13 protein-coding genes are annotated in these 14,779 nt (G+C 66.9%); 6 read left to right on the top strand and 7 right to left on the bottom strand.

Features of this window, described 5'->3' with window-relative positions; genetic code table 11:
• Window positions 1-213: 213 nt before the first annotated feature.
• The 5 genes from ACYQ01_RS10265 to ACYQ01_RS10245 all read left to right on the top strand — a co-directional run bounded on the left by ACYQ01_RS10265 (window position 214) and on the right by ACYQ01_RS10245 (window position 5,844).
• Complete coding sequence (locus ACYQ01_RS10265; RefSeq protein WP_459933750.1) at window positions 214-393, top strand: hypothetical protein; 180 nt, start codon at window positions 214-216, stop codon at window positions 391-393.
• Between the two features lie 43 nt (window positions 394-436).
• Window positions 437-2,071, top strand: coding sequence for a glutamate synthase-related protein (locus tag ACYQ01_RS10260; protein WP_459933749.1), 1,635 nt, complete (start codon window positions 437-439; stop codon window positions 2,069-2,071).
• Window positions 2,072-2,204: 133 nt separating this feature from the next.
• The gene (locus ACYQ01_RS10255) at window positions 2,205-3,410 is read left to right on the top strand and encodes a sensor histidine kinase (protein WP_459933748.1); all 1,206 of its coding nucleotides are present in this window, start codon (window positions 2,205-2,207) and stop codon (window positions 3,408-3,410) included.
• Complete coding sequence (locus tag ACYQ01_RS10250) at window positions 3,407-4,105, top strand: response regulator (protein WP_459933747.1); 699 nt, start codon at window positions 3,407-3,409, stop codon at window positions 4,103-4,105. Before ACYQ01_RS10255 ends, ACYQ01_RS10250 begins: the two co-directional genes overlap by 4 nt.
• Before the next feature lie 254 nt (window positions 4,106-4,359).
• The gene (locus ACYQ01_RS10245) at window positions 4,360-5,844 is read left to right on the top strand and encodes a methyl-accepting chemotaxis protein (protein WP_459933746.1); all 1,485 of its coding nucleotides are present in this window, start codon (window positions 4,360-4,362) and stop codon (window positions 5,842-5,844) included.
• Here the strand turns inward: ACYQ01_RS10245 and ACYQ01_RS10240 are convergent.
• The 7 genes from ACYQ01_RS10240 to ACYQ01_RS10210 all read right to left on the bottom strand — a co-directional run bounded on the left by ACYQ01_RS10240 (window position 5,828) and on the right by ACYQ01_RS10210 (window position 14,152).
• Window positions 5,828-6,409 (bottom strand): cysteine hydrolase family protein, encoded by a 582-nt coding sequence (locus ACYQ01_RS10240; protein WP_459933745.1) that lies wholly within the window; start codon window positions 6,407-6,409, stop codon window positions 5,828-5,830. The genes ACYQ01_RS10245 and ACYQ01_RS10240 overlap by 17 nt on opposite strands.
• 213 nt (window positions 6,410-6,622) lie before the next feature.
• Window positions 6,623-7,720, bottom strand: coding sequence for a beta/alpha barrel domain-containing protein (locus ACYQ01_RS10235; protein ID WP_459933744.1), 1,098 nt, complete (start codon window positions 7,718-7,720; stop codon window positions 6,623-6,625).
• Window positions 7,721-8,041: 321 nt separating this feature from the next.
• Window positions 8,042-9,283: a DUF190 domain-containing protein gene (locus ACYQ01_RS10230; RefSeq protein WP_459933743.1), complete on the bottom strand. Its 1,242-nt coding sequence runs from the start codon at window positions 9,281-9,283 to the stop codon at window positions 8,042-8,044.
• A 377-nt stretch (window positions 9,284-9,660) separates the two neighbouring features.
• Entirely contained in the window at window positions 9,661-11,169 is a 1,509-nt protein-coding gene (locus tag ACYQ01_RS10225; protein WP_459933742.1) for an efflux transporter outer membrane subunit, read from the bottom strand.
• Window positions 11,166-12,272: an efflux RND transporter periplasmic adaptor subunit gene (locus ACYQ01_RS10220; protein ID WP_459933741.1), complete on the bottom strand. Its 1,107-nt coding sequence runs from the start codon at window positions 12,270-12,272 to the stop codon at window positions 11,166-11,168. Before ACYQ01_RS10220 ends, ACYQ01_RS10225 begins: the two co-directional genes overlap by 4 nt.
• Window positions 12,273-12,279: 7 nt before the next feature.
• Window positions 12,280-12,984: an ABC transporter ATP-binding protein gene (locus ACYQ01_RS10215; RefSeq protein ID WP_459933740.1), complete on the bottom strand. Its 705-nt coding sequence runs from the start codon at window positions 12,982-12,984 to the stop codon at window positions 12,280-12,282.
• A 4-nt stretch (window positions 12,985-12,988) separates the two neighbouring features.
• Window positions 12,989-14,152, bottom strand: coding sequence for an ABC transporter permease (locus ACYQ01_RS10210; protein WP_459933739.1), 1,164 nt, complete (start codon window positions 14,150-14,152; stop codon window positions 12,989-12,991).
• Window positions 14,153-14,370: 218 nt separating this feature from the next.
• Between ACYQ01_RS10210 and ACYQ01_RS10205 the strand changes: the two genes are divergently transcribed.
• Window positions 14,371-14,667, top strand: coding sequence for a hypothetical protein (locus tag ACYQ01_RS10205; RefSeq protein WP_459933738.1), 297 nt, complete (start codon window positions 14,371-14,373; stop codon window positions 14,665-14,667).
• The last annotated feature ends 112 nt before the right edge of the window (window positions 14,668-14,779 follow it).

Raw genomic sequence — 14,779 nt, 5'->3', positions numbered from 1 at the left:
CCATACGACGTTTTCCCCCACCTTCTCTCCGTTTTTCCCTCGCTTCCCGGACAAACCGGGACGATGTCCCGGGAATTCGTTCCTTCGTCCTATGGACAAGGACGCGCTTCTCCAGTGTTATCCTTACGGAAACCTGAGGAGAACGCCCGGGACGGGCAAACGAAAGCTCCACGCCGGCCTCCCGCCCGGCGAACACACCAGACAGGAGGCATCATGTCCCACGACGCGGAATACGCCCAGAAGCGGATGATTCAGGAAAAACACGAGGCCCTGGAAGCCAGGGCGCTCACGGACCAGGTGACTCAACTCGCCAGCCGCATGCATCAAATCCATGCGGAGCTGGCCGACCTTCGCCACGACTTGAAAAGCATCAAGGACCACCTGCGCGCCTAAACGGCGCGCCAGCCCCCAACCGCAACACCCACCAGGAGAACAGATGATCAGCCTTTCCAAAGCCAACGACGTTCTGGGCACCGTCAACCGGGGCAACATCGCCGAATCGGGTCTGTGCACCCTTTGCCGGGCCGACTGCCAGGGCAAGTGCGAGACCTGGATGTCCAGCCTCAAGGGCCGCGCCATGCTCTATCCCCGCGACTTCGGTCTGGTCACGGCCGGCAGCGGCAACACCAGCCACGTGGGCGTGAACTACAACGCCCTGCGCATCCAGGGATACAACTACGGGGCCAAGGCCGTGGGCGCGGGCCGCACCAACAGCCCGGACGACTGTCTGTTCACCAACGTGGGCCTGGAAACCACCTTCGGCAAGGGCCACAAGGTCCGCATGCCGCTCATGACCGGGGCGCTTGGCTCCACGTTCATCGCGGCCAAGTATTGGGACTCCTTCGCCACGGGGTGTTCCCTGTCGGGCGTGCCCATCGTGGTGGGCGAGAACGTGGTGGGCGTGGACCGCGAATCCATTCTCACCCGGGGCCGCATCTCCAAGGCGCCCGAGCTCGACCGGCGCATTGACGGTTACATGCGCTACTTCGACGGCCACGGCGCTGTGATCGTGCAGCTCAACGTGGAGGACACCCGCAACGGCGTGGCCGAGTACGTCATCGACAAGCACGGGGACAAGGTCGTCATCGAGCTCAAGTGGGGGCAGGGGGCCAAGAACATCGGCGGCGAGATCGAGGTGAAAAGCCTGGAGTACGCCCTGTTCCTCAAGGAGCGCGGCTATCTGGTGGACCCGGACCCCGAGCTCAAGGAAGTGCGCGAAGCCTACGGCTCGGGCGCGGTCAAGGGCTTCGCCCGCCACTCCCGCCTGGGCTACACCGACCTGGGCAGCGAAGCTGCCGTGCGCGACAATTTCTTTTCCAGCGTGGAGCACCTGCGCAAGCTGGGCTACAAGAGCATTTCCCTCAAGACCGGCTCCTACGGCATGGAAGCCCTGGCCATGGCCATCCGCTACGCCAGCGACTGCGATCTGGACCTCCTCACCATCGACGGCTCGGGCGGCGGCACCGGCATGAGCCCCTGGAACATGATGGAAACCTGGGGCGTGCCTTCCCTCCTGCTCCACGCCAAGGCCCATGAATACGCGTCGCTCCTGGCCGCCAGGGGACGCAAGGTGGTGGACCTCTCCTTTGCCGGCGGCTTCGCCCGGGAGGACCACATCTTCAAGGCCCTGGCCCTAGGCGCGCCCTACACCAAGCTCATCTGCATGGGCCGGGCGGTCATGATTCCGGGCTTTCTGGGCTCGAACATTGAAGGCGCCCTGAACCCGGATCGGCGCGACGCCGTGTGCGGCAACTGGGAATCCCTGCCCAAGGCCGTCAAGGACCTGGGGGATACCCCCGAGGAAATCTTCGCCGGCTGGGCCGCGGTGAAGAAAAAGGTCGGCGCGGACGAGATGAAAAACGTGCCCTACGGCGCGGTGGCCATCTGCACCCTTATGGACAAGCTCGGCGCGGGACTGCAACAGCTCCTGGCCGGAGCGCGCAAGTTCTCGGTCGGCGAGATCACCCGGCAGGACATCGCCTCCGCCAACCGGGAGACCGAACGCGAGACCGGAGTGCCCTTCATCACTTCCATCCAGGATGAAGCCGCGCGCGGGATTCTGCTCGCCTGATGCGGCTGGGGCGGGGCGGTTTCGGCCGCTTCGCCCCTTTCGCGGCGTTTCGACAGGCGGGGCGGTCGGCCGGTCGTGTGCCGTCTCCACCCGGATGTTGTCATCCCCAAGGAAAAAGGCGACCCTCTCCGCCATGTCAGCCTCAGCCTTTCCGTCTCCGTCGCCCTTCAGAAGGGCCAGACGCGCGCCCAGGGCCCACGCGCGGCCGCGGGGAGGCGTTTCCCGACGCCGGAGCGCCTCCAGGGGGCCGCACGGACTGCTGGCCGCCCACAGCCAGGTCCTGCACGCCCTGCGCGAGCGGGTCAAAGAGCTCAACTGCCTCTACCGCATCACCCGGCTCTCCCAGAACGAGGACCTTTCCACCGCCGACCTGGCCAAGGGCATAGCCGAAGTGGTGCGCGAGTCCTGGCAGCACCCCAAGGCGGCCTGCGCCAGGGTGGCCGTGGAGGGGGAGGACTACCGAACCGAGGGCTACGCGGCCACGCCCTGGGTGCAGGCGAGCCCGGTGCGCCTGCGCGGCGAGCAAGCCGGACTGGTGGAAGTTCGGTACCTGAGAAAGTTTCCCGACTGCGGCGAAGGCCCCTTCCTGCGGGAGGAGCGCCACCTGCTCGACGCCGTGGCCGACCTGCTGGGACGCATTGTGGAGTCGCGGCGCATCAAGGCCCGGTTGGGCCGGCTTTCCTGCGAGCTCATCCGGGCCCAGGAGAGCGAACGCCAACGCATCGCCCGCGATCTGCACGACAAGGCCGCCCAGGATCTTTCCCTCATCAAAATGGAGCTTGAGGCCCTGCCGACCCGCCACGGCCCCCTGGCCCCGGAAACCGCGGCCCACGTGGGCCGGTTGCTCAGCCAGACCGGCGCGGTCATCGGCGAGATCCGCACCATCGCCTACGATCTGCTGCCCCCGGAACTCGAACAACTCGGCCTGCCGTCGGCGGCCTACCGCCTGTGCAAGGAGTTCGCCGCCCGCCATGAAATCCGGGTGGATTTCTCGTCCGACGGCATGAGCCAACTCAAGCTCGGGTTCGAGACCCAGATCAACCTGTATCGTATTCTGCAAGAGGCCCTGGCCAACATCCGCAAGCATTCCGGGGCCGAAAGGGTCCGGGTGGCCCTGGTGGCCTCGCATCCCAACGTGATTTTGCGCGTGGAAGACGACGGCGCGGGGTTCGCCCCGGATGTTCCGGCCGTGCCGACTTCCTCCGAACGGGGCATGGGGCTGGCCGGCATGCGCGAGCGCGCCCGCCTGATCGGGGCCAGGCTGGCCATCCGCTCCGCACCCGGCGGGGGGACGCGCATCCTGGTGGAAGCCCCGGCCCGCATGGAGACCAGACCGTGAATCAACCCCGCTCGATCCTCATCGTGGACGACCATCCCCTGTTTCGCATGGGCGTGCGCTCCCTGGTGGACGCTTCCGGGGCGTTTTGCACCGCCGGCGAGGCGGGAGACGCGGCCGAGGCCAAGCGCCTGGCCGCCCAGTTGCGCCCGGACTGCGTGCTCATGGACCTCTCTCTGCCCGACGCCAGCGGCATGGAGCTTATCGCCGAGATGAAGACCGTCTGCCCCAAGGCGCGCGTCATCGTGCTCAGCATGCACTCGGCCATGGACATGGTGGCGGAGAGCTTCCGGGCCGGCGCCATGGGCTACATCGTGAAGGAATCAGCCGGGGAGCGGCTCATCCAGGCCCTGGAGGCCGTGGGCCGGGGGGAACAGTACCTCGACAGCGCCATCTCGCCCCAGGTGATCAGCCGCCTCATGGACTACGCCGAACGAAAGACCGGCTCGACCCATTCCTCCTACGACGCCCTCACTCGTCGGGAACAGCAGATCCTCAGGTTCCTGGCCGAGGGGGACTTGCCCAAGGCCATTGCCGAAAAGCTCTTCATCTCGCGCAAGACCGTGGAAAACCACCGCACCAACATCATGACCAAGCTCGGGCTGAAGACCCCGCTGGAGCTGGTGCGTTACGCCATGCGCATGGGATTGGTGGATGTGGAGGAACACCACTGCCGCGCGGATTCGCCCCGCCCGTGACGGGCGGGCGCGCCCTGTGCGTGGCAGACGCCGGGAGACGGTAGCGCGTCGCATGACACGATTCGTATGACGATTTGTATTCGTCAAACATGCAGGGGGGATACCCATACGCAAGCCCGGCCGGAACGGCCGGTTTTTCGTTCTCCGGGGGCGTGGCGTCCGACCGAAGGAACAAGTTGGTTTGACGGGGTGGTATTTTTTCGGAAAATGGTTGAAAAAGGCTGGAGAATGCCCGGACGAGGTGAAATGAGCCTATGGCGATCTCCCTGAAAAAATTGTTTTTTGTCACCGCCTGCGTGTTGACCGGACTGGCGGCCCTGAACATGGGGCTCGTGGGTTCGAGCGGTTCCAAATCGCTCGAATCGTACAGGCATATCAGCGAAATCGATTTCCCCCTGAACACTGCCCTGCACGAGATGTGGGCCGACGGCCTGCAAACCGAACAGGCCACGCGCAACATCATGCTCAACCCCCGGGACGAAAAGGCGCAACGCAACTACGACGTCGCCAACCAGGGGTTTTTCGACTCCCTGGACCGGGCGCGAGCCCTGGACGGCGCGTCGTCCGCCGACTACGGCAGGCTGCGCGACCTGTGGGACCAGGCCCACGCCCTGCGCGCCCGGGTGCGGCTGTTGGCCCAGGACGGCAAGCTCGACGAGGCCACGCGGCTCTTGAACGGCAAGGAAACCCCCCTGTGGCGCGAGATCAAGTCGGTGGTGCTCAAGCGGATACGGACCGTCACCGCCGAGCGGGAGCAAGCCATCCGCAGGGACGCCGAGCGCCTCAAGCTGGCCGAGACGTTCGCCATGCTTTCGGCGTTGGGGGTGCTGCTTTTGGCCAACGTGTTGGTCTATCTGCTCTGGAGAAAGATCAAGAGACCGGTGCATGCCGTGCTGGAGTCCGTGGAGCGCGTTTCGCAAGGGGATCTGACCGTGCAACTTGATGCGCGGCGCTACGCGGCGGAGTTCGCCAGGATATCGAATTCGCTCAACACCATGGTGGCGGACATCAACAAGTCGCTTGTCGGTGTCAACGACGCCTCGCACAACGTGGCCTCCGGGGCGCAGCAACTGTCGGCCACGGCCGCCTCGCTCTCCCAGGGAGCCGACGTCCAGGCGGCCAGCATGGAGCAAATCGCCACGTCCGTGGAGCAGATTACCGAGAGCATCCAGCGCAATTCCGCCGCCGCAGAAGAGACACAGGCCATTTCCCTGAAGGCGGCCGGCGACGCCCAGGTGGGGTGCCGTTCGGTCCTGAAGACCGTGGAGGCCATGCGCCAAATCGCGGACAAGATCGTGGTCGTGGAGGAGATCGCCCGTCAGACCAATCTGTTGGCGCTCAACGCCGCCATCGAGGCCGCACGGGCCGGCGAGCACGGCAAGGGGTTCGCGGTGGTGGCTTCGGAAGTGCGCAAGTTGGCCGAGCGTTCGGGAGCGGCGGCCGCGGAGATATCGACCTTGTCTTCCGAATCCGTGGCCATTGCCGAGGATTCCGGCGCAAAGCTGGAAGCCATGCTGCCAAACATCGACCGGACGGCCGCGCTTGTGGAGCACATCGCCCAGAGTTCCCGGGAACAGCGGGCCGGGGCCGAGCAGATCAATCGGGCCATGCAGCAGCTCGACAAGGTCGTGCAGGAAAACGCCTCGGCTTCCGAAGAACTCGCGTCCACGTCCGAGGAACTTTCCGGCCAAGCCGAACAGTTGGTCGCCCTGGTGGGCTTTTTCAAGCTGGACAAGTGAGGCGCTTCCGCCGCCTTTCGGCCAGGCCCCGCAACAGTTCGGCGCAGTCGGCAAAGGACACGCCGCCTTGGCGCATGGCGTCCAGGGCCTCTTGGCCGTCATGCTCCCGGATGTCCACGCTGGCGATGGCGTCCCGGGCCACGGTGACCCGGTGGCCCCTGGCGGCGGCGTCGAGGGCGCAGGCCCGCACGCAGTATTCCGTGGCCACGCCGGCGATGACCACGTGGCTGACGCCCAGCCCCCGCAGCAGGGAGGCGGCGGCCGGCGCGGAAAAAAAGCTCAGGGCGTCCTTGTGCAGGACCAGATCGTCAGGTTCGCAAGCCAGCTCGTCCACCACGCGCGCCCCCCAGGACCCCACCAGGCAGTGGGGCGGCCAGACCGCGAACTCCTCGGAGTTTTCCGGGTGGGCGTCGCTTACGTACAGGACCGGCGTCCCGGCCGCCCGGTAGGCCGCCTTGAGCCGGACTAGAGGCTCGATCGTCGTTTGGCCCTTGGGGAAGTAGAGCTTGCCTTCCGGCCGCAGGAAGTCGTTGAGCATGTCGACGATGACGAAGAGTTCGCTCATGGCCTTTCTCCCGTGTCGCTTGGGCCGGGGCCCTGGAACATTCCGTCCGCCGGGCACGTTTCGGGCGTGACGCGCGCCAGGCGAGCCGGGTTTGCGGGCACGCCGTCCTGGCATGGCGTCCACGCAATCCGCGCCCGCGCGTTTCGTGGCAAACACAATGAATGTATTCGTTTTGTCCTTGAAAAACAAAGGCATGTTTTCAAGAATGCGCTCCTAGAGCATCCGCCGCATGCGGGGGTTCTCCCGCTCGTGGCGACCGGTCTTGGCCAGGGGGCGTCCCCCGATGCGCACAATGTCCGCCGTGGCGCACCAGGACTCGAAAAGTCCGCCGATGCCCAGGGATTCGAAGAGCCGCCCGTTTTCGTCCTCGGCCCGGGCGAAGGCCGCCACCTTGTCCAGGTCGCCGAACCCGCTGGAAAGCACGATGCGCACATGCCCGAACCCGGCCGCGTCCAGGGCGCGGCGCACGGCGCGCGCACCGGACACGGTGACGCCGTTTCCGGTCAGGAACTCCCGGCCGTCGAAGGGAGCGGCTCCCTGTCCCAGCAGCTCTCCGGCCGTGTCCAGGCGCACGCCCTGGAGGCGCGAGCCCAGGGAGCGCGCCGTGTCCAGGGAGTCGTCGATTTCGCGGTTGAAGGTGTCCGCCAGGGCGATGCGGCCGCACTCGGGTTCGATGTGGCGGTCAAAGGCCAGGGCCGCCTCGCGTGTGGCGTGTTCGGGCCCGCGCGCGTGGGCGAAGACCAGCACCAGCGCGTGCGGAATGGTTCCCACCCCGGCGGACTTGCCGCCCGCCAGCGCGCCCGCGTCCGTGGAGCAGGCGTCGAATCCGCCGGCAATCGCGGCGGCGCTTATGGCCTGGTCCCGGGACCAGTGCCAGTGCCTGGCCCCGAAATACATCAGGCTCTTGTCGGGCAGCAGTTGGCGGATGGCCCTGGCCTTGGCGGCCACGGCGTCGGGATCGGGCTGGGCCAGGCCGTTGGCCAGGCTGGTTCGTGAGGCGAGAATGCCCAGGTACAGGGTTTCGAGTTCGATGATGTCGCGAACCGGTCCCTCGATGCGCATGACCGGCTCCAGTGGGGAAAAGGCGCTGCCTTCGGGCAGGGCCATGACCCGGCCGTCGTGTTCGCCCAGGGCGGAATAGGCGCGAAAGACGTCCACCGCCTCGTCGACCCCGCGCAGTTCGCCCGGTCCGTTGCGGAAGAACACCTGCACGACCACCCGGGGATTGAGCCCCTCGCGTTCGAGGATCAGGCCGGAACGCAGGAAATATTTGTCCGTGAAGGGCCGATGGCTCGGAGGAAGGCTTGGCATGCGTCAGGCTCCGAAGAATTGGAGGTTGGTTGGTCCGGCCGGGGACCGGTGGCGCTTCCTCATCCAAGCCCGCCGCGGAGTCAAGCCTCAGGTAGCGCCCGGGACATCGGCCCGTCGAGGCGGGGCCGCCGGAACCTGGTTTTTTCCCCGGCGGATCGCTTTGCGACCGGTTCGCAGCCCATGGCCGGTTTCGGCGCGCTCCCATTCGCGGGGAGGGCGCCCGGAGCCGGTTTCGCTCCCGACGGGCAGGCCGCTTTCGCCCCGGCGCGAGACATTCGGTCGTCCTTGCGACGCGTCAGACGGCTCGGGCTGTTTGTTGCCTCAGTTCCCGCCGGCCAGGCGGCGCAACACGGCGTCGCGGTCCACCATGCCCATCAGGCGGTTGTCGTCGTCCGCCACCACCAGGCGCTTGGCCCCCTTTTCCACCAGCAGGGTGATCACTTCGGCCAGGGGCGTGCGCGGCCCCACGGTGAAGACCTCGGCGCGCATGACGTCCCGGGCGGTCCCTTCCAGTTCGTCCTGGGGCGGTTTGTCGCCGGACAGGGCGGTCAGGATGGCCCGCAAAAGGCCGGGACGCCCCCGGCGCACCAGGGAAGCCACCAGGTCCCGGTCGAGCACCACGCCCAGGACCCGGCGCTGGTCGTCCACCACCACCACCCGGCGCAGGGGCGAGGCCACCAGCCGGGCCAGCACCTCGCGCAGGGGGGTGTCCGGCGTGGCCGTGGGTACGTCGGCATAGAGCACGTCGCCGGCCATGGCGGCCGCTCCCTGCGGAAGCTCGGGCAGGGCGGGGTCCGCTGCGGCGGCCTGGCCGATGGCCCGCAGCACGTCCACCCGGCTGACCACGCCCAGAAGCCGACCCGCGTCGTCCACCACGGGCAGGCGCTTGAGCTTGCCGGAAGCCATCCGGGCCAGGGCGTCGCCGACTCCGAGGTGCACGGAAATCGTGGTCGCGGGCGAACTCATCACGTCCCTGGCGGTTCGTCCGGCAAAGGCCTGGGCATCCAGGTGTTCGGCCCGTATGGCGGGCGGCAACTGCCAGTGCACCTCCAGGCTCAGAGGCATGCGGGCCCGACGCAGCAGGTCGCCGCCGGTGATGACGCCTACGGGTTTTTCGTTTTCCACCACGGGCAGGGCCTTGATCCGGCGGCCGAGCAGGAGCTCCACCACCTCGGTCAGGGGGGTGTCCGGCGCGGCCGTGACCGGATTGCGGGTCATCACGTCGCAAATGCGCAGGGGCAGGTGAAAGGACGCCCTGGCCGATTCCACCACCACGGTTCCCTCGGTGAGCATGGACCGGGCCACGGGCAGAAAGTCCTCGATGCGCCCGGGCGTGTCCACGATCTCCACCACCATGGGCATGTCCTCGGACATGCGCAGGATTTTGGACGTGCGCAACAGGTTGTGGCCGCCAAACCCCATGACGCCGCGTGTCACCACGGCCCCGGCCAGGCCCCGGGAGCGGGCCTCTTCCACCAGGGCCTCGTACAGGGGCTTGCCCTCGTGGCGGGCGGATTCGCCCACGAACACCTTGAGCACGCTGACGTCGACCAGCGAAGTCATGGCGCACCTCCTTTCGCGGGATAATGCCGCAGTCCGGGGGGAGAAACAAGTCGGGCGGCGCGGCGAGAGCGGGCGCGGCAACGTACAAACGAGGGGTAATCAAGAACAATGCAAGAGAGCTGCTCTGGTCGCGAAGCCGATGGGGATTCCAAAGGAGGTGCCCCCCCTTGGCCGCCGGAGGCGTCCAAAACGCTAGCAGCCCGTTGAAGCAGTCGATTCTTGCAGCCTGTTCAAAAAACGTGCTGGCAAGGCGCGCAAAAATGTCAAGCCCGAAGCGGAGTTGGCATTCGTTGAGGGTTTGCTTGCTTTTCGCAGCAACGCAGCCAGCAAGAATTTTTCAACAGACTGCTAAAGGGTGCACGCCCCTCGAACGTATGTCAGTCCGTATGTGTATTCGTCTTCCTTTGATGCTCGTCACGGGGCGGGCGTCCCTTCTGCGCGACCTCGGGCGTCTCTTCAGCCTGGCCGGTCATCCATCCGCCGCCCAACGCCTTGGAAAGGCTCACCAGGTCGGTCAACAAGGCCGCGCGCGACGCCGCCAGGCTCATGCTGGCCGTGTGCAGGGACTGCCTGGCGTCGAGCACGTCGAGAAAGGTGGTCAGGCCCCGGGTGTAGCGCTCCATGGCCACGGCCAGGTTTTCTTCGTAGGCGGCCACCGTGGCGCTCAGGCGGCGGCGGTTTTCCAACTCGCCGTAGTAGGCGGCCAGGGCGTTCTCCACGTCTTCCAGGGCGGTGAGCCAGGCGGCGCGGTACTTGGCCAGGTTTTCGTCAAAGGCCGCGCGTTTGCCCGTGATTTCGGCCCGGGTCTTGCCCGCGCTGAAGAGGGGCAAGGTGACCGAGGGGGCCAGGGAGGCGAACCAGGGCGTGAAGCTCATGAACTTGGCGAAATCGCCGTTTTGCAGGCCCAGCCCGCCGGTCAGGTCGAAGGTGGGGTAGAGCTTGGCCACCGAAACCCCGATGGAGGCCGAGGACGCGGCCAGGGTGCGTTCGGCCTGGCGCAGGTCCGGGCGGCGCTCCAGAAGTTGGGAGGGCAGGCCGGGGGCCACCGGACCGGAAAATTCCGGCAGGGTCGCCTCGCGCAGCAACCGGTCCTTGAGCGCCGCGGGCTCGCGTCCCAGAAGCACGCCCAGGCGGTGGGCGGCCTGCTTGGCCTCGGTTTCCAGGGCGGGCATGCCGGCCTGGGCCGCGGCCAGCTTGGCCTGCGCCTGGGCCACGTCCAGATAGCTCACCAGTCCGGCCCGGTGGCGGGTGCTGGTGATTTGCGCCAGGTCGGCCAGATCGGCCACGTTCTTGCGCGACAGGGCCAGGCGCTCCTGGGCGGAGCGCAACGCGACATAGTTGGCGGCCACGTCGCCTTGCAGGGTGACCAGGGTGTCGCGGGCCGCCTCGCGGCTGGCCTCGTATTCGGCCTGGCTGGCCTGTCGGGCCCGGCGCAGCCCGCCGAAGAGGTCGAGTTCCCAACTGGCGTCGAACCCGGCCTTGTAGACGTTGGTCCAGCTCTCGGTGGACCCGGTCGCCGAGGGAGCCTGGGCGTCCACGGTGTTGTAGGTGCGGGTCAGCGCCCCCGAGCTTGTGACCGATGGAAACAGCGAGGCCGTGGACTGGCGCAGGCTGGCCCTGGCCTGGACGATTCTGGCCCTGGCCTGGGCCAGGTCGAGGTTGCCCCGTGCGGCCTGGTCCATGAGATCGTTCAGGGTCCGGTCGTGAAAGTCCAGCCACCAGGCCCCGGCCCGCGAAGACGCTTCGCCCTTGGCGGTGGTGTCCGCGCCGGCCTCGCTGAAACGCTCGGGCGGGTTCAGTTCCGGGCGTTTGTAGTCGGGGCCCACGGCCGGGCAGGCGCAGAGCAACCCGGTCAGGCAGACCAGGGCGACGAGGCGGGCGGTCATTTCGCGCCTTCCTCGTCGGAGGGTCGCGCCGGGGACTGGCCCGAAGCTTGAAGCCGGTCGGCGGCCGGGTGCGGGGTCTTCCCCGCAGACTGCCCCGGGGCCTGGACGCTCTTTGCGTTTCCGTCGCGGTTGTTCTCTTGCGCCGGGGCGGGCTCGGCCGGGTCCATTTCGGCGGGGGCCTCGATGAACACGTCCACCTGCTGGCCCACGTAAATGGGCAGGGCGTCGCGGTCGAAGGCGTAGATGACCTGGAGCACCCGGGTGTCCACCCGTTCGTTGCTGCTGCCCGTGAGCGAGGTCTTGGGCGTGACGTAGGGCTCCACCCGGACGAAACGAAGTGGCGCGCTGATCGACCGGTTGCCGCGCAGGAAGGCCATGGCGCGGGCTCCCCGCTTGAAGCGCCAGGCGTCGTTTTCGTCGATGTCGGCCCGGATGTGCGGGTTGTCCATGGTCCCCATGCGGATGAGCGGCGTGCTGAGCACGCCGGTGGCCGCGAACTCGCCGGGGCGGATGTTCACCTGCAGGATTTCGCCGTCCACCGGGGCGCGCACGGTCAGCCGGTCCAGGGTGACGCTCGCGGCCTCCATGTCGGCCCGGGCCGCGTCCACGGCGGCCTTGGCGCTTTCCAGCTTGGCCTTGGCCAGCACCCAGGCGTACTTGCGCTTCTGGGCGTCGTCCACGCTCACGGCCCGTCTGTCCGTGACGTTTTTCACCAGATCGTACTGGGCCTGGTAGTCGGCCAGGGACGCCTTGGCCTCTTCGAGGGCGGCCCGGGTCGAGGCCACGGCCGCCCGTTTGACCGTCAGCGCGGCCTTGGCTTCCCGGTCGTCCAGGCGAAAGAGAGGGTCGCCCAGGCGCACGGATTGCCCCGGTTCCACGAACACCTCGGCCGTCACGCCGGCAAGGGGGGAGCCTATGGAAATGTTGTCGGTCTGGGCCTCCACGATGCCGCCTCCGCCGATGTAGCTGGCAAAGGGGGCCTGGGCGGGTTGGGCCACGGGCTGGGCCACCGGAGGTTTCTGGCGGGCGCTCATGGCGGCGGCCACGGCGAGCGCCAGGCCTATGAGCGCCAGGGCGGGCAGGATCTTGTTGCGTATGCGCACGTCTCGCTCACGATTTTTTTGGGGTTACGGTTTCGATGCGTCCGTCGTCCATGTGGGCCATGCGGTCCGCGTAGTCGAAAATGCGCTGGTCGTGGGTGACGATGATCAGGCTGCGGTCCGCGCCCACGGCCAAGTTGCGCAAAAGGTCCATGACCATGGCGCCGGTCTTGTGGTCCAGGGCGCTGGTGGGTTCGTCGCACACCACCAGCCTGGGCCGGTGGACGATGGCCCGGGCGATGGCCACGCGTTGCTGCTGGCCGCCGGAGAGGTCGCCCGGTCGCGCCGTGGTCCGGTCTCCCAGGCCCACGTCGACCAGGGCCTGGCGGGCGCGGGCCATGGCTTCGACCTCGGGGACGCCGTTGATGAGCAGGGGGATGGACACGTTTTCGGACGCGTTCAGGGTCGGCACCAGATTGAAGGCCTGGAAGACGAACCCCACGGTCTGGCCGCGCAGGCGCACCAGGGCGCGCTTGTCCAGGCGGGAGAGGTCCTGTCCGAAGAGTTCGCATCGGCCCGAGTCCGGGGCCAGAATGCCGGCGATGACCGAAATGAGGGTGGTCTTTCCGCAACCGGAGGGTCCCACCAGCATGGCGAGTTCCCCCTGGGGCACGTCCAGGTCCACGCCGCGCAGGGCCTGGGTGCTGGCGGCTCCGACTCCGTAGGTCTTGACCACCTCCCGGCAGCGCACCGCGAGGGGGGGGGTGTCGTTCACGGCGTTACCCCTTGAAGACCACGGCCGGTTCGAGGGTGAGCACCTTGCGCAGGCTGATGGCCGCCGCAATGAGCACCATGACCATGACCGCCGTGGCGCATCCGGTGAGCAGTTGCCAGTTGATGAGCAAGGACGGCCCGGGCCGGCCCCGCGACGACAGGGCGAACAGGGCGGAAAGCCCCGACCCGATGCCGAAGCCCACCGAGCCCACCACCAAAGCCTGAAGCATGACCATGGCCGTTATCAACCGGTTGGACGCGCCCATGGCCTTGAACACGCCGAAAAAGCGCAGATTTTCCATGGTGAAGTTGTAGAAGAGCTGTCCGGTCACGGCGGCCCCCACCACAAAGCCGATGGCCACCACGAAACCGAAGTTCATGAGGATGTTGGAGTCCTTCAGGAATATGGAGAGCGAGCGGTCCTTGAACTCCTCGGTGGTCCAGGCGGCCAGTCCGGTGACGCGGGTGATGCGTCTGGCCACGGCGGAGGGGTTTTCTTCCGGCTTGGCCTTGACCAGCACGAAGGACAGGAGCTTGCGTTCGCTCAGGGCGTAGTTCTTGGCCCGACTGTAGGTGGTGTAGAGGGTGGGGTGCGAGTCGATGGACGACGTGGCCTTGGCGATACCCACCACCCGGGCGGTTTTTTCGTTGATTTCAAAGGTGTCGCCCACCCGGATGGGCGTGGGCGGGCCGGTGGAAGCCCCCGGGGGGCCGGCCATGCGGCCCTTGGCGCTGTTTTCGTCCACGATCACGGCATCGGGCTGGCGCAGGTCGGCCAGTTCGCCTTGCAGCATGATGGCCGGTCCGCCGATGAGGGTGGCGTCGTCGAGTCCCAGGAGCTGCACGCGCACGGTCTCGCCGTTGGCCAGGCGCAGTTGTTGCCCGCCCTTGTAGAAGGGCACGGCCCACTCCACGCCGCGCACGCCGCGCACGCGGTAGAGTTGGGTGTCGAGCATGGGCTTGGAATCCTCGATCATGCGCACCTTGGGGTCCATGACCCAGATGTCGGGCAAGCCCACGTCCGAGACCACGCCGTAGATGTGGGTGAGCATGGAGAACATGATGCCCGGTTGCTGAATCATGATGAGCGAGGCCAGGGCGATGCCGGAGACGATGCCCAGGTACTTGGCTTTGTCTCCGAAGAGCATTTTCAGGGCGATATGGAGCATGGGGGGAATTTCCTGTGAGGGCGAGCGCGGACCTTCGGGGAGCGGGTCGGCGGATGCGGAGGACGCCTGGATTTTTCTCCCAGGATGTTCTTCCGGGTCGCAACCGCGTCGCGCGGGGCGTTTCTGGTCCGTACCCTTCCTTGGAGAGTCACGGTAAGGTTCAGGTTACAGCGCGGGCGCGGGGTTGAAAAGCCGCGAGTGGGGCCGTCGCGTCCGAGATGGCCCTGGTCGTCTCGTCCCTGTTGGGAGCGTTCATCACCTGGCGCTTCGCCATCGAAACCACGGGCGTGAATCTGGAACGCGCGGAGCAGACGCCCCGGCAGCCCGTCGGGGGAGACGCCAACTCGCGTGGCCTCCGCGAAGTACGTCTAGCAGCCTGTTCAAAATCCTTGCTGGCTGCGTTGCTGCGAAAAACGCAAACCCTCAAGGGATCCCAAATACGCTTCGGGCTTGACTGTTTCTCGCGCCTTGCCAGCACGTTTTTTAAGCAGGCTGCAAGAATGGATTTTTTTTAACGGGCTGCTAGACGTAGAGTGTGGGGAGCGCCTTGAGATCGTGGTTTTTTCCCGGAAACAGGAAGTTATTTTCAAAAAGAAAACGATAGGTGCAAACTGTTGTCCGCAAGTC

The sequence above is a fragment of the Fundidesulfovibrio butyratiphilus genome (assembly GCF_054657235.1).
This window is presented reverse-complemented; position numbering and strand designations above follow the sequence as displayed.

Bases quoted from the DNA above. Each gene is read 5' to 3' on its own strand.
- ACYQ01_RS10265 (WP_459933750.1), top strand. From the start codon at position 214: ATGTCCCACGACGCGGAATACGCCCAGAAGCGGATGATTCAGGAAAAA.
- ACYQ01_RS10260 (WP_459933749.1), top strand. From the start codon at position 437: ATGATCAGCCTTTCCAAAGCCAACGACGTTCTGGGCACCGTCAACCGG.
- ACYQ01_RS10255 (WP_459933748.1), top strand. From the start codon at position 2,205: ATGTCAGCCTCAGCCTTTCCGTCTCCGTCGCCCTTCAGAAGGGCCAGA.
- ACYQ01_RS10245 (WP_459933746.1), top strand. From the start codon at position 4,360: ATGGCGATCTCCCTGAAAAAATTGTTTTTTGTCACCGCCTGCGTGTTG.
- ACYQ01_RS10240 (WP_459933745.1), bottom strand. From the start codon at position 6,409: ATGAGCGAACTCTTCGTCATCGTCGACATGCTCAACGACTTCCTGCGG.
- ACYQ01_RS10235 (WP_459933744.1), bottom strand. From the start codon at position 7,720: ATGCCAAGCCTTCCTCCGAGCCATCGGCCCTTCACGGACAAATATTTC.
- ACYQ01_RS10230 (WP_459933743.1), bottom strand. From the start codon at position 9,283: ATGACTTCGCTGGTCGACGTCAGCGTGCTCAAGGTGTTCGTGGGCGAA.
- ACYQ01_RS10225 (WP_459933742.1), bottom strand. From the start codon at position 11,169: ATGACCGCCCGCCTCGTCGCCCTGGTCTGCCTGACCGGGTTGCTCTGC.
- ACYQ01_RS10210 (WP_459933739.1), bottom strand. From the start codon at position 14,152: ATGCTCCATATCGCCCTGAAAATGCTCTTCGGAGACAAAGCCAAGTAC.
- ACYQ01_RS10205 (WP_459933738.1), top strand. From the start codon at position 14,371: ATGGCCCTGGTCGTCTCGTCCCTGTTGGGAGCGTTCATCACCTGGCGC.